Below are 23,786 nucleotides of genomic sequence, written 5' to 3' on the forward strand. Positions count from 1 at the left end.
GGTGCATGAACCAGAACCTGCGTGAATTCATCGACATGGTGCGCAACGAGGGGTACACCGTCGGTGACGTTCACGGCGAGGACCAGTACCTCATCGACCCGCTCGGCGACGCCGTCGAGACCTGGCGGGACAAATACCCCTACGACACCCTCCTCGGACGCGACAGGTACGAGGCGGAGAAACGCCAGCTGCAGATCGAGCTGCTGAAGTTCCAGTACTCGACCCAGGACAACGGCACCAAGCACATCATCTTGTTCGAGGGACGTGACGCCGCCGGCAAGGGCGGGGCGATCAAACGCTTCACCGAACACCTCAACCCGCGCGGGGCGCGGGTCGTGGCGTTGACGAAACCCACCGAGAAGGAACGCGGGCAGTGGTACTTCCAGCGCTACATCGAACACCTACCGACCGCCGGGGAGATCGTGCTGTTCGACCGTTCCTGGTACAACCGCGCCGGTGTGGAGCGGGTGATGGGTTTCTGCACCGAGGAGGAGTATCGCATTTTCATGAAACAGGCGCCGGTCTTCGAAAGGATGCTCATCGAGTCGGGGATCACCGTGACGAAGTTGTGGTTCTCCGTCACCCAGCGGGAGCAGCGCACCCGGTTCGCGATCCGGCAGCTCGACCCGGTGCGGCGCTGGAAGCTTTCGCCCATGGACCTCGAATCCCTCGACCGCTGGGAGGACTACACCCAGGCGAAAACCGCCATGCTGAAGCAGACCGACACCGAGATCGCGCCGTGGTACCGGATCAAGTCCAACGACAAGAAACGCGCCCGGCTCAACGCGATGCGTCTGTTCCTCGACCTTCACGACTACGACGGAAAGGATCCGTCGGTGATCAAGCCCACCGATCCGCTGATCGTGCAGCGGGGCCGCAAGAAATGGGCGAAGAAGAACGCCGACGGCGAGATCGTCCAACCTGACGAGAACGAGGACTGATGCGGGGCACCAGACGCCCCGCCGCCCGCAGCGGGAGGTGGAAACCGTTCCGGAGTGCAATGAGATCGGTCCGGCCTCTACCATGATTCGCAGGAGGAGGAGATGAGCGAGAACAAGCGGCCCGACCCCGGCCAGGACACCTCTCCGAAATCATTGAGGGAGAGCAACATCGGCCTGATCGTCGTCCTCTTCCTGATCCTGGTGGTGGGCATCGGATCCGGGGTGTGGTGGGTGCTCCGGAACGGACAGGAGCTCCTAGGCCCCGAGGCCAGCACATCTGCCCCGCTTCCTCAGCCCACCCCGACGCAGGCCACCAGCGAGCCGCAGGAACCGGCGACACCCACGCAGGTCACCAGCGGGCCCCGGGGGTCGGCCACACCCACGCCGCCGCGGGCGAGCAGCAGGCAGCCGGTTCCCATCAAGCCGAGGAAATTCGGCGACTTCGAGGTCAAGGGCACGGGAAGCGGTGACACCGTCACCTACTGGACGGCGAAAAAGGACAGGTTCTTCATAATCGGCCACCTGCCGGGCGGTTCCGTCGAGGCATACACCAAGGGCCTGAAGGGTGTGAAATCCATCGGGGGGATCACCTGCGGGACCAATGACTTCGGGGGGTACGAGTGCTTCTCCCAGGTACACGGGGGTGTCGGGAGAACCACCATGGGGCCGAGCGGGACGCTGGACGAGCTGGCGGAGATCAGCAGGACCTTCTACGAGGCCTGGAAGTGAACCCCTGAGTCGCACACGGCAGTTGCGGGGTTCCCGGGGCCGGAGCGGGGAGTCACGGAAGTTCCGTCAGGGCCTCTACGAGCGCCGCCAGGGGACGCAGCCCGTGGTCGTTGACGCGCTGGGAGTTTGCCGACGGGGTGACGCCCTCGAGTTTCGCCGCCGTGGCGTTGTCCAGCCCCGCCCGCAGGTGTACCCAGCTTCTCCGGGACCCCGGGCTGAGGGCCGCCAGCTTGGCGTCTATCACGCGCAACAGGGGATCCACGAGGGGATTCGCGACGGCGCGGGCATCGATCAGCGCCGTGCGTGAGGTGCGGTTCCCGGGTTGCCGTGACAGGGCCTCCGCGCGTTCGATGGCCTCCCGAGCCCGCCACCAGGCCGGCCCATCCTGGATTCCACGTTTCGCGTCTATGATCCGCACGTCCCCGCCGCCCAGTCCGCAACGCACCTCCGCGATCCCCAGCAGCTCGTCGCGCAGCCGCAGCATCACCGCCACCGCCTGCCCGAGGGTGGCGTAGACGCCCTGGACCTCGTCGCCGACGGTCACGCGCAGCGGATCCAGGGGCGGTTGGGCGTCGTTGCAGGCATCGATGGCCGCCAGCAGGGCATCGTGGACGCGCGACCGGTCGGAGTTGCGGGACCGCACCACGTCACCCAGCAACGCCACGCATTCAGGAAAACCCTTCACGTGGACGATTTTAAGGGATGCTCTTCATCAAATGTTCCCGGGGGTCTCGGTAGCCGCCGCGACTTCGCCAACCCCAGGATGTGGTCGCGGAACAGTGTGGCCGAGGGCAGCATGCGGCGGCCCGCCGCCCAGCTGAGGCCGATTTCCCGGAAGGCGTCGTCCTCCGCCAGGGCCTGTAGCCGCACCCCGGCGACGCTGCGGCCGGGGGCCAGCGCCACCCCGAGGCCGGCTGCCACGTAGCCGTAGAGCGTCGGCAGGTCATCGGCCACGAGCCCCGCCTCGGTTTCGACCCCGCGGCGGGACAGCAGGGAATCCGTGACGGCCCGCAGCTGCGATGTCTGGCGCATCGCTACGAGGCGTTCCCCGCCGAGCCGGGCGATGGGGACCGGATCCTCTGTGGCGGCGAGCGGGTGTCCCTCGGGCAGCAGCAGCCGGATCGGTTCGCGCAGCAATCCCCGCCAGTGGTGGGCCCGGCCGTGGGGTCTGAGCGTGGTCAGCTCCAGGTCGACCTCGGAACCCGTGCCGGTGGCCGGGACGGTCTCGTCGTGCCTGGCGCTCAGGTCCAGCTGCACGTCGGGATGCCTTTGCAGGAACCCGGCCGCGATCCCGGGCACCAGCCACTCCCCGAGCGAGTGCGGGAAAGCGACGGTGACCAGTCCCGACTCCGGATCCATCAGCTGGGCCACCTCGGCCAGGCCGTCGTCCAGCTGGTGGAGCATCGCGTCGACGTGATGCTTGAACATCGCCCCGGCGTGGGTCAGGCGCAAGACACGTCCCTCGCGCCGCAGCAGGGGGGCGCCCACCTCGTCGGAGAGTCTGGCCAGGGCACGCGAGATCCCGGGCTGGGAGGTCCACTCCAGCTCGCTCACCTCGGTGACGGTGGCGCCGTCGGCGACGAGCTGGAACCAGCGGAGGACATTCGTATCCATACTTATAACCTAACTGCATGGATTATCTTACAAACGGGTATTGGACGCATGGGATCTCCCGGCGCAGCATTGAGTCATGAGCATCCGTAACTTCCTCAACCGCTTCCTCGATTCCGAGTTCGGTGTCTACCCCGCCACCCGTGGCGCGGTGGTTGTGATGCCGACCCTGACGGCCCGTCCCGCCATCATCCGCACCTCCGACACCTCTGAACACGCCGAGGTGAGCTGGCCCGGACGTGGCTGGGCCACCGTCCACTGACCCCTCGATTTTCCCGCGCGGGGCCGGATCGTGAAAGCGAGCCGGCCCCGCTTTTGTGTGTGAAGCTGGTTGAGCCGGGCCGTGAGGGACGAGCGGCCCGAGTCGAAACCTAACGCCGGTGCCTGGCGGGCAGTTTGGGGCTGTCGTGTGTGGAGCTGGTTGAGCCGGGCCGTGAGGGACGAGGGACCCGTGTCGAAACCATCCGGCAGCCGGACAACACACCCGACCACAGGACCCCGGACGGGTGCACGATGGTTTCGACACGACCAGCTCGCTGCCGCTCGCAGGCCGGCTCAACCAACTTGATGTGAGACGGTTTCGGCACGGGCCGTGGCCGGTCATGGTGTTCGCGACTCCTCCTAGCCACCCCAGCAGGTGCGCACGCCGTACTCGACGTTCTTCGACGTGACGCCCGGTGCGGGTGATCCGGTGACCAGCTCGGTTCCGGTGGCCAGGTAACCCGATGGTTCCTTTCCCTCCCGGACCTTCGCGACTATCGCCTCGACGCCCTCGCGTGCCATGTTCTGCGGGAACTGCATGGCCGTGGCGTCGATGTCGCCGGGGCGCACCGAGTTCTTCATGGCCTCGCAGCCGCCGTCGATGGTGACCACCACGACTTTCGACAGGTTCTTGTCCGCCGACTTCAACGCCGTGACGGCGCCCTGCGCGGCGGGTTCGTTGACCGCGTAGACCACGTTGATGTCCGGGTGCTTCGTCAGGGCCTCCGTCATGGCCTGCTGCGCCAGCCCCTGGTCGCCCTCGACGTTGGCTTGGTCAACCACCCAGCCGGAATCCGCCTGGACGCCGAAACCCTCCTGGAATCCGGTGTTCCGGTTCTCGCCCGAGGTGATGCCCGGTGACAGGTTAAGCATCATGATCTGTGGGCTCAGGCCGAACTCGTCGATCTTCGCCCGGGCGTAGCGCCCTATCAACTCCCCGGCCCGCCGGTTGTCGGTGCCGAAGTAGGCGTTCGTGGTCTCCTGCGGCTCCATGGGGGTGTCGAGGGCGATCACGGCGATGCCCTTGTCGCGCGCAGCCTGGATGTCGGCGGCCAGGGCCGTCGAGTTCGTCGGGGCGATGAGGATGCCGTCGACCCCCTTGTCCACCATCTCCTTCAGGGCCGTTCGCTGCGACTCGACGTCGACGTCGCTGCTGCCCGTCGCGGCGGTGAGCGTGGCACCGGCCTTGCGGGCCGAGTCCTCCGCCACCTTGCGCAACGTCACCCAGTACCGGTTCGTCTCCTGTTTCGTGATGAGCCCGATGCTGACCGGCGGCCGGTTGTCCGAGCAGGCCCCCAGCGCGGCGGTTATGACGACGGCCAGGGCGGCGGCCAGCCACTTGAACGGGGCTTTCATGATGCTTCCTTCCCGGTGCGGAGCAGGTCGTAGGCGGCGTAGGCGGCCACGAGCGCCAGGCACACGGCCGGCACGATGAAACCGACCGCCGATCCCGCGACGTCCATCACCCGGGCCTGGACCATCGGGATCAGGGCACCGCCGAGGATGGCCATCACCAGGCCCGCGGAACCGAACTTCGCGTCGTCCCCGAGACCTTGGAGGGCCATACCGTAGATGGTGGGGAACATCAGCGACAGCGCCGCCGAGATGCACACCACCGCGATCAGGCCGACGATGTTCAGCACGAAGATCGAGGTCAGGCAGCAACCCACCCCGAAGACCGCCATGATGAGCAGCAGCAGGGCGGGACGCACGATGCCGAGCACGAAGACCATCACGAACCGGGCCACCAGGAACAACAACAGGCTGCCCTGCAGCCACCAGCCGGCGGCCTCGGGTGAGGTGCCGACCACGTCCTGGGCGTAGATGATGGTGTAGGTCCAGGTGCAGGTCTGGGCGGCCACGTTGAAGAACTGCGCGCCCACCCCGTAGCGGTACAGCTTGTTGCCCCACAGGCGTCCGAACCGCCCGTGCCCTCCCGCGGGGGCGGCTTCCTGCGGGGGCAGGGGAAGCTTGCGGAACGCGATCAGCAGCCAGATGATCACCAGGGCCGCCGCGATCCCGAGGTAGGGGCCGAGCACCAGGCCGAGGTCGGCCTCCTGCGCGGCGAGGGCCTCCTCCTCGCTCATGATGGACTTCGCGGTCTCGGGGGTCAGGTGGGGCAGGATCAGCACGGCGCCCATCAGCACGCCGAGGTTGGCGCCGATCGGGTTGAAGGCCTGCGCCAGGTTGAGCCGCCGGGTGGATGTGGACTCATCGCCCATGGCGATCACCAGGGGGTTCGCCGAGGTCTCGAGGATGGACAGCCCCGAGGCCAGGGTGAACAGGGCAATCAGGAACAGCGCATAGGTGAGGGTCTTGGCCGCCGGGATGAACAGGAAACCACCGGTCGCCGCCAGCCCGAGGCCGGTCAGCAGGCCTGCCTTGAAACCGAACCTCTGGTTGATCATCGCGGCCGGGATGGCCAACAGGAAATATGCTCCGTAATAGGCGAACTGCACCAGCGACGACTCGAGGATGGTCATGGTGAAGATGCTCCGGAACACGCCAACCAGCACGTCGGTCAGGTTGGCCGACGTGCCCCAGGCCGCGAAACACAGCAGGAGCAGCAGGAACGGGATGCGCAATTCCTTTGCTACCAGCGCAGGACGTTGCTGGGTTGACGGGGCGGCCATGTGACCTCCTGTTTCCGGGCGTCTTCGTCCTCTGGGGTCTCGTCAGTCTAACCTCGGAACGGGGCGGTTTCCCACGCTCCGGAAATAACCCTGGCCCAAATGTCGGTGGCGAGTGGGAGGCTGGTGTCATGGAGACGTACTCGTGGGCCGGGGCGGTGGCGCTGGGGTTCTTGCTGGCGACGCTGGCGGGCACGCCGGTGGTGCGTGGACTGTTCCGGTTCGTGGACTGGCAGGCGCGACGCGAGGCCCTGCGGCGCGAGGCCGCCGAGGCGGGGGAGGGTGGCCCGGAGCTGATAGACCTCAGGCTGGTCAGGGCCGGGAAAGAGCTGCCCGGGGGGCGCTGGCTCGGGTTGCTCGAACGCGCCGCGACCTACGCCTGCATAGTTGCGGGTTTCCCCGCCGGGATCGCGGTGGTGATGGTGGTCAAGGGGTTCGGCCGCTACCCGGAGCTGCGCACCCCCGACACCGCCAAGGGCGAGCGGTTCATCATAGGAACCCTGGCCAGCCTGCTGTGGGCGTCGCTGTGGGCGGGACTGGTGCTGCTGCTTCGCGTTCACCTCAAGATTGGTTGAACCGGTTCGCCCCACCCAAGAGCCCGGCCCAGCTTTGAAGGTGCCCGGTGTTCCCGCGGGGTCTGGCCACGCGGGAAATGCTCCCTGGAGAATTACCCTGATGACGCGGACATTTCGATTTCGTTCCCAATGGGGTGGAAACACCCCTTTCGGTGGTACTCCCGAACAGTCGGGTGATGTACTGTTCGGGCTGTTCATCATGAGGGGGAGGAACCAATGCCGGAAATCATCGTCGGCGCCCATGCAGCAATGCCGTTCGAAAGGGAGGACCAGGAAAGTTTCTACGCGGGGCTGGCGGAGAGAAACCTTGCGACGGCTCTTGAGATTCCCGTCTCGGATTCCATCCATGAGGACCCGGCCTGGTTCGTCTCCCAGGTGCGTGGCCGGTTCCGCCGCGGCGTCGTCACGGCCCTTCCCGGCACTGTGAAACGGCTCGCGGAGGAACCCAATTTCGGATTGGCATCCACCGACGACGAGGGGCGGCGGGCGGCGGTCGAATGGGTCACCGGGGTGCGGCGCGCCGCCGAGGAACTGAACCAGCAAACCGGGGAGGAAACCGTTTCTTTCGTTCACGTCCATTCGGCCCCGGGGGTCAGGGCATCGGCCGAGGCATTTCAGCATTCCTTGGCAGATCTGGAGGCCGATGACGAGTTCCGGGCGGAGGTCGTGATCGAGCACTGCGACGCCTATTCGCCGATCTTTCCCGGGGACAAACGATTCCTCAGCCTCATCACCGAACTCGCCGTCGCGGACGAATACGGATTCGCCATCAACTGGGGCAGCTCCGCCCTCGAATGGCAGAACCCCAACCGCCCGCGCCAGCACGTCGAGATCCTCGCCGAGGCCGGGCGGCTTCGTGGCCTGATCTTCTCAGGGGTCGCGGCCGTCGACACCCGCTGGGGGAGGGCGTGGGCCGATCTCCAGCTGCCCCTGTCCACCGACGAGCCCGCCTCGCTGATGACGCCGCGTCGCGTGACCGAGTGCCTGGACCTCGCGGGTGACCAGGTCGCCTACCTGGGGGCGAGGGTGAAGGCCCCGGCCAACGCCGATGTCGAGGCCCGGCTCGGGCTCGTGGCCTCCGTGGTCGACCTGCTGAAACCCCGGGACTGACCACATTCCAGCCAACCGGCTTTGTCCTGTTCGAAGTTGGTTGAGTCGGCCTGCGTGCGTCGGTGAGCGGGTATCTTCCACCCCGAAGTTGGTTGAGCCGACCTGCGAGCGTCAGCGAGCGGGTCGTGTCGAAACCTCTTACGCGTGTCCAAGGACCTGTGGTCAGGTCTGGTTACCGGCTGCCGGGTGGTTTCGACTCAGCCGTTCGCTTCGCTCACGAGCTGGCTCAACCAGCTTCAAGGAGAGGGGCGCTCACGTGCTGGCTCAACCAGCTTCAAGGAGAGGGGCGCTCGCGTGCTGGCTCAACCAACTTGGGAAGGGGGTTGTTCAGCTGCGCTTCAGGCGGGCGCGGTCCTTCTGGCCCAGCACCACCTTGCGGATCCGCACCACCGCGGGGGTGACCTCCAGGCATTCGTCGGCGGCGCAGAACTCGAGTTGCTGTTCCATCGACATCAGGCGCGGCGGGATGAGACGTTCCAGCTCCTCACCCGTGGAGGAACGCACGTTGGTGAGTTTCTTCTCCTTGGTGGGGTTGACGTCCATGTCCTCGGGGCGGGGATTCTCGCCGACGATCATGCCCTCGTAGACCTCGGCCCCCGGGCCGACGAACAAGGTGCCCCGCTCCTGCAGGTTGAACAGCGCGTAGGAGGTGACCACCCCGGTGCGGTCGGCCACCAGGGAACTCGTCGGGCGGGTACGGAAATCCCCGGCCCACGGTTCGTAGCCCTCCGCGACGTGGTTCATGATCCCGGTGCCGCGGGTCTCGGTCAGGAACTCGGTGCGGAACCCGATCAGGCCGCGAGCCGGAACCAGGAACTCCATCCGCACCCAGCCGGTGCCGTGGTTGACCATCTGCTCCATGCGGCCGCGACGCAACCCCATCAGCTGGGTGGTCACGCCTACGAACTCCTCGGGGGCGTCGATCGTGAGGCGCTCGACCGGTTCGTGTACCTTCCCGTCGATGATCTTCGTCACCACCTGCGGTTTGCCGACGGTCAGTTCGAAACCCTCGCGCCTCATCATCTCCACCAGCACCGCCAGCTGCAGCTCGCCACGGCCCTGCACCTCCCAAGTGTCGGGACGGTCGGTCGGTTTCACCCGGATCGAGACGTTGCCGATCAGTTCCTGCTCCAGCCGGGCCTTCACCAGCCGCGCGGTCAGGTGCTTGCCCGACTTGCCCGCCAGCGGGGAAGTGTTGATGCCGATGGTCATGGAAATCGACGGTTCGTCGACGTGGATCAGCGGCAGCGGTTTCGGGTCATCAGGATCGGAGAGGGTCTCTCCGATGGTGATCTCCGGGATGCCGGCGATGGCGACGATGTCGCCGGGGCCCGCGGACTCGGCCGGGACGCGCTCCAGGGCCTCGGTGACCAGCAGCTCGGTGAGTTTCACGTTCTGGACGCTGCCGTCGTGGCGGCACCACGCCACCTGCTGGCCGCGTTTCAGCTCACCCGCCACCACCCGGCACAGCGCCAACCTGCCCAGGTAGGGGGAGGCGTCCAGGTTCGTCACGTGCGCCTGGAGGGTGGCGTCCTCCTCGTAGGAGGGGGCGGGCACGTGCTCCAGGATCGTCTCGAACAGCGGTTCCAGGTTCGGCGAGTCCGGCATCTCGGAGTCGGCGGGCTGGTTCAGGGATGCGCGCCCCGCCTTCGCGGAGGCGTAGACGATCGGGAAGTCCAGCGCGTCGGAGGCGTCGTCGTCGAGCAGGTCCATGAACAGGTCGTAGGTCTCGTCCACCACCGCGGAGATCCGGGCGTCGGAACGGTCCACCTTGTTGACCACGACGATCAGCGGCAGCTTCTTAGCCAGGGCCTTGCGCAGCACGAACCGGGTCTGCGGCAGCGGCCCCTCGGAGGCGTCGACCAGCAGCACCACGCCGTCGACCATCTCCAGGCCCCGCTCCACCTCACCGCCGAAGTCGGCGTGACCGGGGGTGTCGATGATGTTGACGGTCACCTCCCGGCCGTCGGGCATCCGGTGCCGAACGGCGGTGTTCTTCGCCAGGATCGTGATGCCCTTCTCGCGTTCCAGATCCATGGAGTCCATGACCCGCTTGTTGACGTCGGCGCCCTCCCGGAAGGCGCCCGACTGCCACAGCATGGCGTCGACGAGCGTCGTCTTCCCGTGGTCGACGTGGGCGACGATCGCAACGTTGCGCAGGTCGTGACGGATGGGCATGCGGGCTCCTAGGAGGTTCGGTGGCAGGGCCGCGGGAAAGTGTACGCCCCGGAAACTGGTGTTTTTGACACGTGACGGCCCCGGGCGGCTCGCGCCCGGGGCCGGGGAGGGTGCGAAATCAGCCCTTGATTTTCTCGACCTGGGCCTTGAAAAGTTCTGTGACGGTTTCCGAGGAGGGCTCCCCGCCCTTGAGCGTCATCGACTGGGCGACGACGGTGTTGCCGTTCACGCTGCCGATCAGCAGGTAGGCCTTGGTGTTCACCGCTTTGCCGTTGATGGTGGATTCGGAGGAGACCGTCGCGGCGACGAGGTCGTTCACTCCCTCGACGGCGGGCGCCTGCTGCTGCTCGATGTTCTGCTTGACGGGGCTTCCCGCCACGGTTCCACTGGCCGAAGAGCACTTCTGCGCGTATTCCTTGTACTTGCCGGGGGCTGCGGAATCGGAACTCAGCAGGAGCGACACGACCCCAGTCTGGGTTACCGCCGTGGCGCCCGCCTCGAGCTGCGTGATGCCCGTGTTGAGGCAGCCAGCGGGTTCGATTTGGGCATCGGCACCCTTGAGGGCGCTGTCCAGGTCCGGGAGTTCATCCAGTTTCTTGAGCGTCACTCCCGCGACCTCACCGGTCAGGAGCTTGGAGGCCAGATCGGGATCGGCCTTTTTGGTCTGCGCGGGGGAGGCAGAGCTCTGAGTTGCCTCGGAAGTGTTCGAGCCCTGCGACGCCGTCTGCTGACCGGTGGGCGTGGAGCCCGAACACGCGCTCAGGCCGATGGTGAGGGCGGCCAGCGAAGCAACTGCGATGTGAGGGAAACGACGGAACATGGTAATCCTCGTGGTTGGTTCAACGAACAATTTCAGTGTCGCATCTACCAGGGTCAATCCTTGTCGTCAGCAGCACGGGCAAGACGATCTCGTGTTCGGTTCGCCTGGGAACCCCCGGCGAGTTTCTCGGCGCCGGTCGCCTCACACACGGCCGGGCCGGGGCCGGCTCTCAGCTGTTGAGTTTCTCGACCTGGGCCTTGAAAATTTCCTTTGCCACCTTGGCGGAAGAACCCGGGTCGTCTGATGGCAGGCGCGTACGAACCACAACGTTGATGCCACCGACATTGCCGTCGACGACGATCAGCCGTGGGGTGGTTCCCGTCGTACTTGCACCGTCGTCGTGCCAGATGGTCGTCGTCGCGACAACGTCGCTGGCGCCCTCGATGTCAGGTTCCGGCAGCAGCTCCACGTTCATGGTGAAGGGCGCTGAACCGACGGTTCCGCTGGCGGAGGGGCACCTCTGCGTGTACTCCCTGTGTTTTCCGGGGGAGGACGTGTCGGAGCCCAGCATGACCGTGGCGGTTGCGACTTCGCCTTTTGCCTGGGAGGCCACCTCGGGAGATCCGAGGCCGGTCGTGAGGCACTCGGGGGGATCGACCTCGCAGTCCCCGCAGTGACCGAAGATGTTTTCTATGTCGTGTGGAAGCATGATCCGGTCGATTTCCTGGAGTTCGACACCGGAGACCGGGCCTGTCAGGAGTTTGGCGGACAGGGCGGAACCAGAAGACGGGGACGCGTCGGCGGGGCTCGGGTACGCGGTCGCTTCGGGGCTTCCGGCGGTCTGTGAGGCCTGGGAATCCTGCTGCGGGGGTGTCGTCTGCCGGTTAGTGGATGAGGCCCCCGAGCAGGACCCCAGGGCGAGGACCGTCAACAAGGCGATTGCGATGGCGGAAACGTGACGGAACATGAATCCTCCTTGCGATTGGGAAAGGTCCGGGCATAGTCGCATCCCGGTGGGTTACCGGCCCTTGGGAGAAACGGAGGACGACCTGCGGAGGGCTCGTATCCGCAGGTCGCCTCGGGGCCGGGGCCGGATCTCAGCTGTTGAGTTTCTCGACCTGGGTCTTGAAGAGCGCCACGGCGTCCGTGTAGGAGGCATCCTGGCCGCTCTCGAGCGGGAACAGGTGGACCACGACGTTGACGTCGCCGACGTTGCCGGTGATCAGGTAGGACTTGGGACCGATCTCGTCGGTGTTGGGGGTGCTGCTGCTAGCCGAGGTGGCGACGACATCGGTGACGCCGTCAATCATTGGTGCATCCTCCAGCGTGACGGACTCGGAGATGGGCTCCCCGTTTACGGTTCCGGTGATCGTGGAGCACTTCTGCGCGTACTGCCTGTGCTTCTGGGGGGAGGAAGTGTCGGTTCCCAGTGCGACCCTGGCGTGTACGGGGCCGAGGGAGCCCTCGGTTCCTGTGGTGAGGTTGTCGATACCGGTCCGGTCGCATCCGTCGGGGTTGATCTCGTACTCCGAGGCCTCGTAGAAGGAGTTGGAAATTGCCGCCAGCGGGCTGCGGGACTCCATCGGCGCCAAGGAGAAACCGGCCACGGAACCGTTGATGAGTTTCGAGGACAGATCCTGGTCCGAGGCGCCCTGGGAGGATGCTGACGGCGTCTGGGAAGGGGATGTGGAGCCGGAGGAGTCCTTGAGCTTCTTGACCTGGGCATCGAAGATCTTCACGGCCGTGTCGAGGGACGCCTCCTTGCCCGTGGAGGCGCCCTCGCGGGGTGGGTATGTCTGGACCGTGACGTTGACGTCGCCGACGTTGCCGGTGATCAGGTAGGTGGAGAAGCCCGCGTCCCCCTCCGTGTCGACGGCGCCATGGTGGGCCATCGTCGCGACGACGTCGGTGGCGCCGTCGATGGTGGGGATCTGCTGTGTCTGGATGCTCGTCAGGGCGTCCGCGTCGCCGAGGTGGTTGGTGATCTCAGCGCATCTCCGCGTGTACTCCTCGTGTTTCCGGGGGGAGGATGTGCCGGTTCCCAGCGCGACCCGGACGTTCTCGTTCTCGGTCGCCCCCTCGGATCCCACGACGAGCTGCTCGATGCCGGTGGCCTCGCAGCCGGCGGGATCAATCGTGGCTTGGGTATCGCTGTCGTAGTAGGGGTTCTCCAGGTCCGGGAATGGGCTGTTGGCGTCCTCGTGGACCTGCACCTGGGTGAGGGTGAAACCGGCCACTTGGCCGACCAGGAGCTTGGAGGACAGGTCGGGTTTGGCTGCTGTCGCGTCCCCGGTTGACTGCGTCAGTTCCGGAGTGACGGTGTCGGCGGGTGAGGGAGTGGCGGGGGCGGTGCTCGAGCAGGCGCTCAGACCGAGGCTGAGGACGGCGAGGGATGTGATCACGATGGTGGGGATGCGATGGCTCATCGGTTTCCTTCAGTCCGGAGGATTCGCGACTGCAAATATTATGGCACGGGAGGCACTTTTTGTCAACCCGAAACGCTTCACCTCATCTCGAGAACGCGGAAAACCTCTTCCCTGGCCGCAGCGGGGCCGCTGGAAGCGAGCGCGGCCTCGGCGGCCCTGCGGCAGTCCTCGACGGTGACCCGGGCCAAGGCGCGACGCACCGGTTCCAGCGCGCGCAGGGCCATGGACAGCGACGTCACCCCGAGCCCGACCAGCACCGCCGCCAGCGCGGGATCGGCCGCGGCCTCCCCGCAGACCCCGACCGGTTTGCCCGCGAGTCTTCCCGCGCGGCCAACCATGCCGAGGAGCCGCAGCACGGCGGGCTGCCACGGGTCCTGGAGCCCACCCAGCCCCGACGCCTGACGGTCGGTTGCCATCGCGTACTGGGCGAGGTCATTGGTGCCGATGCTGACGAAATCCACCTCGGAGAGGATCTCCTCCGCCTGGAGTGCGGCCGAGGGGATCTCCACCATCACCCCGACCGTTCCCAATCCCGCGGCGCGGGCCAGCCCCGCGAACTCCGCGGCCTCGGCGGGGGTGGAGATCATGGGCGCCATCACCCAGGTCTCGGCGCCGCTTTCCCGGGACGCCCTGGCCATGGCCTCCAGCTGCCGGGCGAGTACCCCGGGGCGGCGGGCGGCGGTGCGGTAGCCGCGCACCCCCAGCGCCGGGTTCCCCTCACCGGGGATGGTGAGGAAGGGCATCGGTTTGTCGCTGCCCGCGTCCAGGGTGCGCACCACCACGCGGCGTTCCGAGAACTGCGCCAGGGCATCGCGATAGATGATGAACTGCTGCTCTGGATCCGGTTCCACATCGGCGTTGAGGAAGCAGATCTCGGTGCGGAAAAGACCTATCCCCTCGGCCCCCGCCCTCGCCGCGGCCTGGGCCTCGGCGACGGAACCCACATTGGCCAGCAGCGGCACGGAAACACCGTCACGGGTCTTCCCGGGGGCGCTCAACGGTTCGAGGGGGCTGGGCGCGGTGCAGGCACCGGCGCGCTGAGTCTCATCGGGGGAGACGACCACCTCGCCTGAGGTCCCGTCCACCAGCACCTCGGCCCCGTCGGGAATCGTGAGCGCGTCGCGGAAACCAACCACTGCCGGGATGCCCATGCTGCGGGCCAGAACCGAGGTGTGGGAGGTGGGGCCGCCGCCCGCGGTGACGATGCCCAGGCAGCGCTCCCGTTCCAGGGCGGCGGTGTCGGAGGGCGCCAGGTCGTGGGCCACCAGCACGAAAGGTTCCCCGGAGTCCGGGAGACCCGGCATGGGGCGGCCCGTCAGGTGGCAGACGACGCGGTCGCGGATGTCGGTGATGTCGGTGGTGCGTTCCGCCAAAAGCCCGCCCGCCGCCTTCAGGCGTGCCACGACGTCGTTGGCGGCCCGCCACATCGCCGTCGCCGCCCCCACGCCGAGGGCGTCGATCAGGGCCTGTGCCGACTGGAGCAGCTCGGGGTCGCGGGCCAGGGTGGCGGTGGCCAGCATGATCTGGGCGGCCTCGTCGGTGGAGGAAGCGGCCCTCGCCTCGTAGCCGACGGCGACCTCCTCCAGTGCGGTTTTCAGGCGGGTCTTCTCACCGGGCAGCTGCGACTCCAGGGGGCGGGCCTCGGCCGGCGGGTCGACCAGCGGGGCTGCCATCAGCCGGGCGACGCCCACGACCCGGCCCGGGCTGACCCCCTGCGGGCCGGCCGGCGCCGCGACGGTTGCTTCCGGGGTCCCCGTGGACTCCCCGAAACCGTTCGAGATCAACGACTCCAGGGCCGCCACCGCGTCGGTGGCCTGTGGGCCGCGCGCCCCGATCCACACCTCGTCGCCCTTCCGGGCGTTCAGGGTGGCCAGGGCGATCGGCGAGGACGCCCCGCCCTCCACGCCATGGCAGCGAAGCCGCACCTCGGCGTCGAAACGCCCGGCCTCCGCCACCAGCAGGGCGGCGGGGCGGGCGTGCAGGCCGGAGGCGTTCGGGAGCGTGACCCGGGTCTCCGCGTCGGCCGCCCACGGCACCTCACCTGGCTTCTCCGGGGGTTCCTCGTCCGCCGGGAAATCCGGTCCCAGGGCCGCCAGTTTCGGGCCGAGCGCGGCACGGGCCTCGTCGGCGACCTCCTCGCGGGTGCCGCCCGTGGCGGCGCGCACCGTGGCGGCCAGCAGACCCTCGACGAACGGGGCCGCGACCAGGATCGCGTTCGCGTCCTCGACCAGGTCCATGGCGAACTCGGCACTCAGCACCGCGGAACCCAGGTCCATCAAAACCACCACCCCGGCGCCCCGGTCGGCGGCCCGGACCGCGTCCGCCACCTGGGTGGCGTCCGTGCCGAACCCCCCCTCCGGGGTCCCGGCGGCGACCACGATCTCCGGCCGGGTTCCGTGCACCATCTGCAGCGACAACTCCACCGCGGCCTCGGCGAGAGCCCGGGAGTGGGAGACGACGACGAGCCCGACCAGAGCCACGGGTCAGCCCTCCTTGACGGCGGCCACGAGGGCTTCGAACAGGTAGGCGGTGGATGTGGCGCCCGGGTCCTGGTGCCCGGCGGAGCGCTCCCCCAGGTAGGAAGCGCGCCCCTTCTTCGCCACCAGCGGGATGGTGGCATCCCGGCCCTGTCGCGCTGCCGCCAGGGCGGCCTCGGCGGCCGCCAGCGGGCCGTCACCGACGTGCGAGTCGAAGGCCTCGACCGCGGGGGTCATGGCGTCGATCATGGTTTTCTCGCCGACGGCCGCCTTGCCGCGCGCGACCACCCCGTCCCGTCCGGCCTTCAGGGCGGCCGCGAAGGTGGTCAGGGACACGTCCTCCACGTCACCCAGCTTCGCCCCGAACTTCATGAAGAAGGTGCCGTACAGCGGCCCGGCGGACCCTCCGACGGTGCTGACCAGGGCCATGCCGACGGACTTGAACATCGACCCCAGGGGGGCGGCGGGGTCGAGTTTGCCCAGGGCCGCCGTCGCGCCGCGCGCCATGTTGGTGCCGTGATCGGCGTCGCCGATGGCCGCGTCGAGGTCGGTGAGGAAATCCGTGTTGTCGTTGATCAGGGCAGCGAAGGCGCGCAGCCAGGCCATGCACTGCTCGTGGGTGAGCATCACAGTCCCCACCGCAGCCCCGCCGTCCTGACGGGCGCGTCCCACAGGGCCAGCAGCTCGTCGTCGGCCTTCAGGACGGTGACGGAGCATCCCGCCATGTCCAGGCTGGTGATGTAGTTGCCCACCAGGTTGCGAGCCACCCGGACCCCGGCGGCGTCGAGGAGGGCCTTGACCTCCCCGTACATCAGGTACAGCTCGATGAGTGGGGTGCCGCCCATGCCGTTGATCATGACGATGGTCTCCGAGCCGGCGAAGTCGTGGTCCGCGAGGATCGGCTCCACCAGCTGGCGGGCGATGTCCTTAGCGCCGGTCAGCGGCTCGCGGTGTCTGCCCGGTTCGCCGTGGATGCCGATGCCGATCTCCATCTGGTCCTCGGGCAGGTCGAAGGTGGGTTTTCCCGCGGCGGGGACGGTGCAGGAGGTCAGCGCCATGCCCATGGAACGGCCGTTCTCGTTGACTTTGTTCGCCACCGCGACCACCGCGTCCAGATCACGGCCTTCCTCGGCCGCGGCTCCGACGATCTTCTCCAGCAGCACCGTCAACCCGACCCCGCGGCGGCCCGCGGTGTAGAGCGAATCCTCCACCGCGACATCGTCGGCCACCACCACCGTCTCGACGCGCACCCCCTGCTCGACGGCCAGTTCCGCGGCCATCTCGAAGTTCATGACGTCGCCGGTGTAGTTCTTCACGACGTGCAGCACCCCCGCGCCCGCGTCCGTGCCGACGGTGGCTGCCAGCATCTGGTCGGGGGTGGGGGAGGTGAACACCTGACCCGCGCAGGCCGCATCCAGCATTCCGACCCCGACGAAACCGCCGTGCAGCGGTTCGTGGCCGGAACCGCCCCCCGAGATCACCGCGACCTTTCCGGCGCGGGTGGGTTCGGCGCGGAAGATCACGCGGTTCTCGTGATCGACCCGGACGTTCTCGTCGGCGGCGTCGATGCCCCTGAGGGCCTCGGCTATCACGTCGTCGGGCGAGTTGATCAGTTTCTTCATCGGGGTGCTCCTGCTTCGTTGCGGACCGTTTTGCCTCTGATGCTCGCGCGAAACCACTCGTGGTTCAAGCAGAGAACGTGAACATTGCACGATCGTGCCGGGGAAGGAGGCTTCGATGCGACAACTCCCAGCTGGGGTTGTGGTGCCGGTGCGGGTAGGATGCGGCGGTAAGGCCCCGGCTTTGCTGGGGCTTGCTTCACGTCTTGGAGGAAATCAATGCCTGGTGTTGTCGTGGTCGGAGCCCAGTGGGGCGACGAGGGCAAGGGCAAAGCAACCGATCAACTGGGGGACCGCGTCGACCTGTGTGTGCGTTACTCGGGAGGCAACAACGCGGGTCACACCCTCGTGGTCGGGGGTGAGACCTTCGTCATGCACCTGTTGCCATCCGGGATCCTCAACCCCGGCACCACGACCGTGATCGGCAACGGCGTGGTGGTGGATCTCGACGTGTTCGCCGAGGAGCTGCAGACCCTCGTCTCCCGCGGGGTCGAGGTGCCGCACCCGCTGATCAGCGCCAATGCCCACATCATCACCGAGTACCACAAGGTGCTCGACAAGGTCACCGAACGTTTCCTGGGCAAGCGGCGCATCGGCACCACCGGACGTGGCGTCGGTCCCGCCTACTCCGACAAGGTCAACCGGATGGGGGTGCGTATCCAGGACATCTTCGACGAGTCGATCCTGCGGCAGAAGGTGGAGGCGGCCCTCGACCAGAAGAACCAGCTGCTGGTCAAGGTCTACAACCGCCGCCCCATCGAGGCCGATGCGATCGTCGAGGCGCTGCTGGCGCACGCCGAGAACATCCGGCCACACGTCATCGACTCGGGAAGGTTCATCAACGACGCCCTCGACCGCGGCGAGGTGGTGCTGTTCGAGGGAGCCCAGGCACACCATCTGGACGTCGACCACGGAACCTACCCGTACGTGACCTCGTCGAACCCGATCGCGGCGGGCGCCTGCACGGGAGCGGGCGTCGGTCCCACCCGCATCGACCGGACCATCGGCATCGCGAAGGCCTACACCACCCGTGTCGGCGAGGGGCCGTTCCCCACCGAACTGCATGACGAGGACGGCGACAGGCTGCGCCGCGACGGCGGCGAGTTCGGGGCCACTACGGGCAGGCCGCGCCGCTGCGGCTGGTTCGACGCGCTCGTGGTGGAACAGGCCGTGAAGATCAACGGCTTCACCGACGTCTTCCTCACCAAACTGGACGTTCTTTCCGGCTGGGAGAGGATCCCGGTGTGCGTGGCCTACGACGTCGACGGGACACGCCACGACGTGATGCCCGTCACCCAGTCCGACTTCCACCACGCCACACCGGTATACGAGGAGCTGCCCGGCTGGAGCGAGGACATCTCGGCCTGCCGTGACTTCGGGGAGCTGCCCGCGAACTGCCGGGCCTACGTGAAACGCCTGGAGGAGCTGATCGGTTGCCGCATCTCCGGGATCGGGGTCGGTCCGGGACGCGAACAGACCATCATCGTCAACGATCTCCTGTGAGAGACCCTGCCGTGAACACCATCCCCATCGTCCCGCCCCCGCTGGATGCGGCCCTCGACGGCGACGGGAAGCTGTTGGCCGCTTGGAAACGGCTTCCTCCCAGTCATCAACGGGAATGGATCAGGAGCATCGAGGACGCGAAACGTCCCGAGACCAAACAGCGCCGCGTGACCCAGCTGAGGGAGAAACTCCTGGGAAGCTGATCCGACCCAAGGCCGTGTCGGCTTTTGGGCCGGTTTGGGGCTGGAGGGGTTGCGATTCCCCGGATCTGCCTGAAGGTTAGGTGAGTATTGGGCATGGCCTCGGTGGGATCTCGTAGGAAACGCGCGAAACTGAACTGGTCCGGGCAGTCATCCGGCGCCGGTGAGGAGTTGGTGCGTCCCGAGGCCTTGCAGCTGACCAGGAAATACCTCAGGGAAACCGGCAACGAGACGGCCCGCGGGCTCGCGTCGTCCTCCGATGCCGAACTTCTGCAGCGCCTGGGCGCGTTCGGCGACGACGGGCTGCTCACCAACGCGGCTCGGTTGTTGTTCGCAGGAAACGGCCATTCGGTCATCGAGTACCGGTTCCGGGGAGGACACAAGGAGCTGCGGCCGGACGGGGAACTCTCGGCGCTGGAGCAGCTGACCTTGGTGCTCGAAGCCGTCCGCGACAACAACCCCGAGGTTCAGATGCCCGACCGGGTGGAGGAGAGAACCGTCCCGGCTCTGAGTGAGCTGGCGGCCCGGGAAGCCGTCGTCAACGGGGTGGTGCACCGCGACTGGGTGGCCACGCACGCCACCGAGGTGGAGCAGGAACACCGCTTCGGCGCGCTGAGGGTGCGCAGCCCCGGGGGTTTCGTCAGAGGGTTCGGGGAGTACAACATCTTTTCCCGGTCGCCTTTTCCCCGGAACCCGGAGCTGATGAAACTCCTGGAACCCTTGGGGCTGGTGGAGAACCGGGGTGCGGGGGTCGGCAGGATGGTCACCGAGCTGATCGGCAACGGCCAGCCCGCCCCCACCTTCCGCGAGGTCGAGGACAGCAGCGTCGAGGTGCTCCTGGGCGGCCGCCCACCCGATCCGGCCTGGCGGTTCTGGATCACCGAGCTCGGGTGGCCCCGGGAACTGGAGGACCACCGGTTGTTGTTGCTGCTGCGGCGGGTGGCGGATCACCGCTGGATCGATGTCAGGACCGCAGCCAGGATCACCCACACCCCGGAGCTCCTGGCCGGCCCCCTGCTGAAGAGGCTGAGAACCATCGAGGTTTCCGGGGGGCCGCTGCTCGTCCCGGTCACCGGTGTTCCTCCCGAGAGCCCCGAGGTGTGGACTCTGTCCCAGCCCGTCCGGGAAGGGATGACGGAGTTGTACGACCGGCTGAAGCTCGCCATGCCGGGACGCGACCGGCAGACCGTGGCGCGCAGCTACGTGCAGTCGCGGGGCAGGTTGTCCACCACGGAACTGGGATCGATTCTCGGGATATCAGCGGCGGGGGCGATCCCGCTGATCCAGAAACTGGAACGAACCGGGGTGGTGCAGCCTGCCTGGGCCCACCGGAAGGGCCGCGGATTCCACTACGTTTTGAAAGATCCGGTTTCCGGCGGAGGATGAAACCATGACGACCTGGCGCATCAAACGCATCTACGAGGAACCCTCCGATGCGGACGGCTACCGTGTCCTTGTCGACCGGCTCTGGCCGCGCGGGATATCGAAGAAGGCCGCGCACCTGGACGAGTGGTGCAAGGACGTGGCGCCGAGCACAGAAGCGCGGCGCGACTTCGGACACGACCCGGCCCGGTTCGGGGAGTTCAAGGCCCGCTACCGCGCCGAACTGGCGGCCTCCGGCGCGGCCGGGGCCTTGGCGGAAAGACTCGCCGGGCGACCGGTGGTGACGCTGCTGTACGCGGCCCACGACCCGAACATCAACCAGGCGGTGGTGCTGCAGGAGGTCCTGAGTGACCCTCAGGTCACCTCGTGAGGTGAGGAACGCGTCTCTTGGCCGTGCACTGTGCCTGCCACACGGGTCCCGCTACGTCAGGGCGTGGTACTGGGCGCCCCGGGCGTGGGAGCAGGGACAGAAGGAACCCCGGACGGTGTGGCCGACTCCGCCGGGGCTTCCAGCCACTCGATTGCCGGGTAGAAGATGCCCGTCGCCGCGAGACCCCATGCAGTGACCGCGACGGAGCCGCCCCAGGCCACATTCTGGACCTCTCCGATGTCCTGTTTGGTGGTCAGGGAGATGATTCGGAGTTTCCCGTTCTCGTCCTGCTCCTTGGAGCGTTCGGGAGCGGTGTAGACGACTTCGCCGAAGACGCAGGCCGCGCCCGGGATGGCCTGCTCGGAGGATTCCCAGGACAGCATGGGGGTCGCGGAGCCGGGCTGGTGCACGGAGAAGGTGGGGCGACTCCTGCTGTTGAGGAGGATGAGCTCGCGCTGGTCTGTGTTGATGGGGGCATCTATGCCGTCGTCGAAGAAGTCATGGCTGTCCTCGTGGAATGTGACGGTTTCACCCGTGCTCAGGTTGCGCGCGTGGGCGGCGTGTCTCTCGATGAAGACGACCCGTTTCTTGGGACGTTGACGGATGATGTCGTTGTAGTAGAGCCAGTCGCCTCGAACCAGTGCGGCACTCCAGTTCGTCATGGTCTCCGTGGCGCCGGTGCCCAGGTAGATGATGACGTCCTCGTCCTCATCGGCATCAGGCACCTGTTTCATGACGGTCAACGCCTCTCCACAGCGCACATGATGGTGGGTCTCGGCAAGAAGCGTGTTCGCGTCGAACTGGACGGACAGGTCCGCGGCGTTCAGGCGTAGCCCCAGGCCGCCGGTACCGATGTCCAGCGAGGTGCCGTCAGCAGCCAGGAGGAGGGCGCTGCGATCCGCGGTGAAGGACAGTGAGACGAGGCGGGAGAGGTCTGATTCCGTGGGCATGTCGACCACGTAGGAGTCACTCACCCGAGTGGATGCCGTGATCGTGCCGTCGGCCAGGGCGATCTTCACCAGATCGACGGGGCAGGTGAAACTTTTCTTGTCGCTGTCACCAGAGGGCGACGGAACGCTGACGACGAGGTAGGCGTGGGTGTCGTCGATGAGGGCGGGGCCCTTGATCACGGCGGTGCCCGGCTCGTCCGGAGTGGTCTGGGACGTGTCTTCCAGCGTGACGACCCGGGTGGTCCAGGAGCCCTGCCCGTCGGGCAGAACGGCCCAGGTGGTGGGGCCCCGTAGATCGACGACCACGGGGCAGTGCCCGCCACGGATGATGTCCTTCAGTTCCTTGACGTGCACGCTGCCGCACAGGTAATGGTTCCGGACGGCCGTGATGGAGCCGGCGATGTTGGCGTTGGGCCACAGCGGCTGGTCGGCGAAGGACGTGGGGGTTGCCGTGTCGTTCGGTGGCGACGGCAGAGGGGTGCGCGTGGGGCTCTGCAAAGGCGCTATGGACGGCGTGGGAACACCTCCCGGGCCGTTGGAACAGGCTCCCAGGGCAGCCAGTGCGCCCGTGGAAATGGTGGCGAAGAAGGTGCGACGACGCATGAAAAAGGCTCCTCGGATGCCTGGTCAGGACTTGGGGCTGGTTGGCTGGGGCGTGCTCGGGGATGGTGACCCCGCCGTGGGGGTGTGATCGATCCAGGCGGTTGCGGCATAGAAACCGAAGTAATTGGCGATTCCCCAAGGCGTGACGACGTCTCTGACGCCAGACAACAACGCGCTTCCGGGTCCCTCCGTTTCTGTGATCTTCTCCCCGGTCGCCAGTGAGGTGAGGTCGATGTGGTGATTGCTCGTGCTCTCGGAGTCGTCCGGGTCATAGCAGGTGTAGAGGACGTCACCGAGAACACTGGCGCCCTCGGGTATTTTCTGGTCTCCTGCCTTCCAGCTGAGTGTGGGTGATGCGGCACCGGGAAGACGTATGATCAGCTGGTTCGTGCGGTCTCTTTCAGCATGCTCGGTACCCGAGATGATGGCCTGTCCATCCGATGTGATTGATGGCCAGGAGACTCCGTTTCCGACTTCTTTCTCCCAAGTGCCCTGCAGCTCGACAGTCTCGTTGGAAGCCAGATTTCGGGCCCGAGTCCTTTTGTCGGGTCCCAGGTCACCGTAGCCGTAGTAGTACCAACCGTCACGCACCATAATCGGGTGATCATTCTTCTTGACGAATTCATGCCTGCCGTCAGCAAGAAAAATGATCATCTCGCTCGGGGAGGTTGCATATTTGCTTCCGATCGCCTGCCCGTAGGAGGTGATGGAGGTGGTGCGTTTGCTGTTCAGGATGGAGTGGGCGTCGAACTGAATGGACAGGTCTTCCGCGTTCAGCCGCAGTGCGACGTAATCAGGATTGCTCTTCTGTGTAGCCGACGACTGACGGCCCCCGTTGTCTCCTGCCAGGAGCAGGGCGGTGCGATCGGTGGAGAAGGACAGGTGCATGCCGCTGACCTCCTTGGCGAAGAAACGATCGCTGACGGTGGCGGATGCCGCCACGGAGCCGTCGGACAGGCGGATCTTGAGCATGATCACCGGACAGGTGGTCGTGTCGTCCGCGCTGGTGGTGCTCGTGTCATCACCCTGCTGGGCCAGCACACCGAGCACGAGATAGGCGTGGGTCTCGTCGAGCAGGGCTGGGCCGACCCAGAGCTTGGTGGGGGCCTTGATGTTGTCCTTTCCTTTGTCGTAACGGCCGGTCAGAGCCACCTCCTTGGTGGTCCAGGCTCCCGTCTCGTCGAGGGTGACCGCCCGGGTCGTGGGACCCGCCACGTCGACGATGACGGGGCAGTGGCCCGACGCGAAGACGTCCCGCAGCTCATCCACTGCCACGTCGCTGCACAGGTAGCGGTCGCGGGCGGCCTTGATGCTGACACTGATGTTGGTGCCTGGCCAGCTGGGTCGCTCTGTGAATTTGTAAGGAATTGCGTCCGGACCGGGTGGAGGCGTCGGAGCCGGATCCTTTCGGGAAGGAGACGTACAAGCCTCGAGAACAGGTGAAACAGAAACCGTTCCTG

22 protein-coding genes are annotated in these 23,786 nt (G+C 66.8%); 9 read left to right on the forward strand and 13 right to left on the reverse strand.

The annotated features are described in order from the left end of the window. The first annotated feature begins 5 nt into the window (after positions 1 to 5). Positions 6 to 941, forward strand: coding sequence for a polyphosphate kinase 2 (ppk2, locus tag EL272_RS02270; protein WP_061788330.1), 936 nt, complete (start codon positions 6 to 8; stop codon positions 939 to 941). Between the two features lie 102 nt (positions 942 to 1,043). Then, entirely contained in the window at positions 1,044 to 1,670 is a 627-nt protein-coding gene (locus tag EL272_RS02275) for a hypothetical protein (RefSeq protein WP_061788329.1), read from the forward strand. A 52-nt stretch (positions 1,671 to 1,722) separates the two neighbouring features. Here the strand turns inward: EL272_RS02275 and EL272_RS02280 are convergent, their stop codons facing one another. Beyond that, complete coding sequence (locus EL272_RS02280) at positions 1,723 to 2,355, reverse strand: SatD family protein (protein ID WP_041696127.1); 633 nt, start codon at positions 2,353 to 2,355, stop codon at positions 1,723 to 1,725. Further along, a complete protein-coding gene (locus EL272_RS02285; protein WP_014845594.1) occupies positions 2,352 to 3,284 on the reverse strand; it encodes a LysR family transcriptional regulator in 933 nt (310 codons plus the stop codon). The genes EL272_RS02280 and EL272_RS02285 overlap by 4 nt, the downstream gene beginning before the upstream one ends. Before the next feature lie 76 nt (positions 3,285 to 3,360). On the opposite strand from EL272_RS02285, the gene EL272_RS02290 reads away from it, so the two are divergent. After that, the gene (locus tag EL272_RS02290) at positions 3,361 to 3,543 is read left to right on the forward strand and encodes a hypothetical protein (protein WP_041696128.1); all 183 of its coding nucleotides are present in this window, start codon (positions 3,361 to 3,363) and stop codon (positions 3,541 to 3,543) included. Between the two features lie 359 nt (positions 3,544 to 3,902). Here EL272_RS02290 and EL272_RS02295 read toward each other — a convergent pair whose 3' ends face one another. Next, positions 3,903 to 4,898 (reverse strand): substrate-binding domain-containing protein, encoded by a 996-nt coding sequence (locus EL272_RS02295; protein ID WP_061788328.1) that lies wholly within the window; start codon positions 4,896 to 4,898, stop codon positions 3,903 to 3,905. Then, positions 4,895 to 6,175, reverse strand: coding sequence for an L-fucose:H+ symporter permease (fucP, locus tag EL272_RS02300; protein WP_061788327.1), 1,281 nt, complete (start codon positions 6,173 to 6,175; stop codon positions 4,895 to 4,897). The genes EL272_RS02295 and fucP overlap by 4 nt, the downstream gene beginning before the upstream one ends. A gap of 128 nt (positions 6,176 to 6,303) precedes the next feature. Here fucP and EL272_RS02305 point away from each other — a divergent pair, with 128 nt between their 5' ends. After that, entirely contained in the window at positions 6,304 to 6,747 is a 444-nt protein-coding gene (locus EL272_RS02305; protein ID WP_014845596.1) for a hypothetical protein, read from the forward strand. Between the two features lie 216 nt (positions 6,748 to 6,963). Continuing rightward, positions 6,964 to 7,857: a DUF4862 family protein gene (locus EL272_RS02310; RefSeq protein WP_061788326.1), complete on the forward strand. Its 894-nt coding sequence runs from the start codon at positions 6,964 to 6,966 to the stop codon at positions 7,855 to 7,857. A 327-nt stretch (positions 7,858 to 8,184) separates the two neighbouring features. Here EL272_RS02310 and typA read toward each other — a convergent pair whose 3' ends face one another. The 7 genes from typA to dhaK all read right to left on the reverse strand — a co-directional run bounded on the left by typA (position 8,185) and on the right by dhaK (position 17,320). Next, positions 8,185 to 10,035, reverse strand: coding sequence for a translational GTPase TypA (typA, locus tag EL272_RS02315; RefSeq protein ID WP_061788325.1), 1,851 nt, complete (start codon positions 10,033 to 10,035; stop codon positions 8,185 to 8,187). Positions 10,036 to 10,153: 118 nt separating this feature from the next. Further along, positions 10,154 to 10,855, reverse strand: coding sequence for a hypothetical protein (locus EL272_RS02320; protein ID WP_061788324.1), 702 nt, complete (start codon positions 10,853 to 10,855; stop codon positions 10,154 to 10,156). 169 nt (positions 10,856 to 11,024) lie between these two features. Beyond that, positions 11,025 to 11,762: a hypothetical protein gene (locus tag EL272_RS02325; protein WP_061788323.1), complete on the reverse strand. Its 738-nt coding sequence runs from the start codon at positions 11,760 to 11,762 to the stop codon at positions 11,025 to 11,027. A gap of 130 nt (positions 11,763 to 11,892) precedes the next feature. Continuing rightward, a complete protein-coding gene (locus EL272_RS02330; RefSeq protein WP_061788322.1) occupies positions 11,893 to 13,221 on the reverse strand; it encodes a hypothetical protein in 1,329 nt (442 codons plus the stop codon). Positions 13,222 to 13,298: 77 nt separating this feature from the next. Beyond that, on the reverse strand, positions 13,299 to 15,701 hold the full coding sequence (ptsP, locus tag EL272_RS02335; protein ID WP_082793921.1) for a phosphoenolpyruvate--protein phosphotransferase: 2,403 nt from the start codon (positions 15,699 to 15,701) through the stop codon (positions 13,299 to 13,301). A gap of 3 nt (positions 15,702 to 15,704) precedes the next feature. Continuing rightward, a complete protein-coding gene (gene dhaL / locus EL272_RS02340) occupies positions 15,705 to 16,325 on the reverse strand; it encodes a dihydroxyacetone kinase subunit DhaL (RefSeq protein ID WP_061788321.1) in 621 nt (206 codons plus the stop codon). Continuing rightward, on the reverse strand, positions 16,325 to 17,320 hold the full coding sequence (gene dhaK, locus EL272_RS02345) for a dihydroxyacetone kinase subunit DhaK (RefSeq protein WP_061788320.1): 996 nt from the start codon (positions 17,318 to 17,320) through the stop codon (positions 16,325 to 16,327). Before dhaK ends, dhaL begins: the two co-directional genes overlap by 1 nt. A 216-nt stretch (positions 17,321 to 17,536) precedes the next feature. On the opposite strand from dhaK, the gene EL272_RS02350 reads away from it, so the two are divergent. From EL272_RS02350 to EL272_RS02365, 4 genes are all read left to right on the forward strand, one after another. After that, positions 17,537 to 18,820, forward strand: a complete 1,284-nt coding sequence (locus EL272_RS02350; protein ID WP_014845604.1) for an adenylosuccinate synthase — start codon at positions 17,537 to 17,539, stop codon at positions 18,818 to 18,820. A gap of 11 nt (positions 18,821 to 18,831) precedes the next feature. After that, on the forward strand, positions 18,832 to 19,023 hold the full coding sequence (locus EL272_RS15200) for a YdeI/OmpD-associated family protein (RefSeq protein WP_014845605.1): 192 nt from the start codon (positions 18,832 to 18,834) through the stop codon (positions 19,021 to 19,023). A gap of 93 nt (positions 19,024 to 19,116) precedes the next feature. Beyond that, on the forward strand, positions 19,117 to 20,406 hold the full coding sequence (locus EL272_RS02360; protein WP_061788319.1) for an ATP-binding protein: 1,290 nt from the start codon (positions 19,117 to 19,119) through the stop codon (positions 20,404 to 20,406). 4 nt (positions 20,407 to 20,410) lie between these two features. Next, positions 20,411 to 20,773 (forward strand): DUF488 domain-containing protein, encoded by a 363-nt coding sequence (locus EL272_RS02365; protein WP_014845607.1) that lies wholly within the window; start codon positions 20,411 to 20,413, stop codon positions 20,771 to 20,773. Between the two features lie 56 nt (positions 20,774 to 20,829). On the opposite strand, the gene EL272_RS02370 is transcribed toward EL272_RS02365, so the two are convergent. Further along, positions 20,830 to 22,326 (reverse strand): hypothetical protein, encoded by a 1,497-nt coding sequence (locus tag EL272_RS02370; RefSeq protein ID WP_061788318.1) that lies wholly within the window; start codon positions 22,324 to 22,326, stop codon positions 20,830 to 20,832. 24 nt (positions 22,327 to 22,350) lie between these two features. After that, the gene (locus EL272_RS02375) at positions 22,351 to 23,601 is read right to left on the reverse strand and encodes a hypothetical protein (protein ID WP_081490208.1); all 1,251 of its coding nucleotides are present in this window, start codon (positions 23,599 to 23,601) and stop codon (positions 22,351 to 22,353) included. Positions 23,602 to 23,786: the final 185 nt, after the last annotated feature.

Origin of the sequence: Arachnia propionica (assembly GCF_900637725.1) — a bacterium.
Classification (GTDB): domain Bacteria; phylum Actinomycetota; class Actinomycetes; order Propionibacteriales; family Propionibacteriaceae; genus Arachnia; species Arachnia propionica.

Bases quoted from the DNA above. Each gene is read 5' to 3' on its own strand.
- ppk2 (WP_061788330.1), top strand. From the start codon at position 6: ATGAACCAGAACCTGCGTGAATTCATCGACATGGTGCGCAACGAGGGG.
- EL272_RS02275 (WP_061788329.1), top strand. From the start codon at position 1,044: ATGAGCGAGAACAAGCGGCCCGACCCCGGCCAGGACACCTCTCCGAAA.
- EL272_RS02285 (WP_014845594.1), bottom strand. From the start codon at position 3,284: ATGGATACGAATGTCCTCCGCTGGTTCCAGCTCGTCGCCGACGGCGCC.
- EL272_RS02290 (WP_041696128.1), top strand. From the start codon at position 3,361: ATGAGCATCCGTAACTTCCTCAACCGCTTCCTCGATTCCGAGTTCGGT.
- EL272_RS02295 (WP_061788328.1), bottom strand. From the start codon at position 4,898: ATGAAAGCCCCGTTCAAGTGGCTGGCCGCCGCCCTGGCCGTCGTCATA.
- fucP (WP_061788327.1), bottom strand. From the start codon at position 6,175: ATGGCCGCCCCGTCAACCCAGCAACGTCCTGCGCTGGTAGCAAAGGAA.
- EL272_RS02305 (WP_014845596.1), top strand. From the start codon at position 6,304: ATGGAGACGTACTCGTGGGCCGGGGCGGTGGCGCTGGGGTTCTTGCTG.
- EL272_RS02310 (WP_061788326.1), top strand. From the start codon at position 6,964: ATGCCGGAAATCATCGTCGGCGCCCATGCAGCAATGCCGTTCGAAAGG.
- typA (WP_061788325.1), bottom strand. From the start codon at position 10,035: ATGCCCATCCGTCACGACCTGCGCAACGTTGCGATCGTCGCCCACGTC.
- EL272_RS02320 (WP_061788324.1), bottom strand. From the start codon at position 10,855: ATGTTCCGTCGTTTCCCTCACATCGCAGTTGCTTCGCTGGCCGCCCTC.
- EL272_RS02325 (WP_061788323.1), bottom strand. From the start codon at position 11,762: ATGTTCCGTCACGTTTCCGCCATCGCAATCGCCTTGTTGACGGTCCTC.
- EL272_RS02330 (WP_061788322.1), bottom strand. From the start codon at position 13,221: ATGAGCCATCGCATCCCCACCATCGTGATCACATCCCTCGCCGTCCTC.
- dhaL (WP_061788321.1), bottom strand. From the start codon at position 16,325: ATGCTCACCCACGAGCAGTGCATGGCCTGGCTGCGCGCCTTCGCTGCC.
- dhaK (WP_061788320.1), bottom strand. From the start codon at position 17,320: ATGAAGAAACTGATCAACTCGCCCGACGACGTGATAGCCGAGGCCCTC.
- EL272_RS02350 (WP_014845604.1), top strand. From the start codon at position 17,537: ATGCCTGGTGTTGTCGTGGTCGGAGCCCAGTGGGGCGACGAGGGCAAG.
- EL272_RS02360 (WP_061788319.1), top strand. From the start codon at position 19,117: ATGGCCTCGGTGGGATCTCGTAGGAAACGCGCGAAACTGAACTGGTCC.
- EL272_RS02365 (WP_014845607.1), top strand. From the start codon at position 20,411: ATGACGACCTGGCGCATCAAACGCATCTACGAGGAACCCTCCGATGCG.
- EL272_RS02370 (WP_061788318.1), bottom strand. From the start codon at position 22,326: ATGCGTCGTCGCACCTTCTTCGCCACCATTTCCACGGGCGCACTGGCT.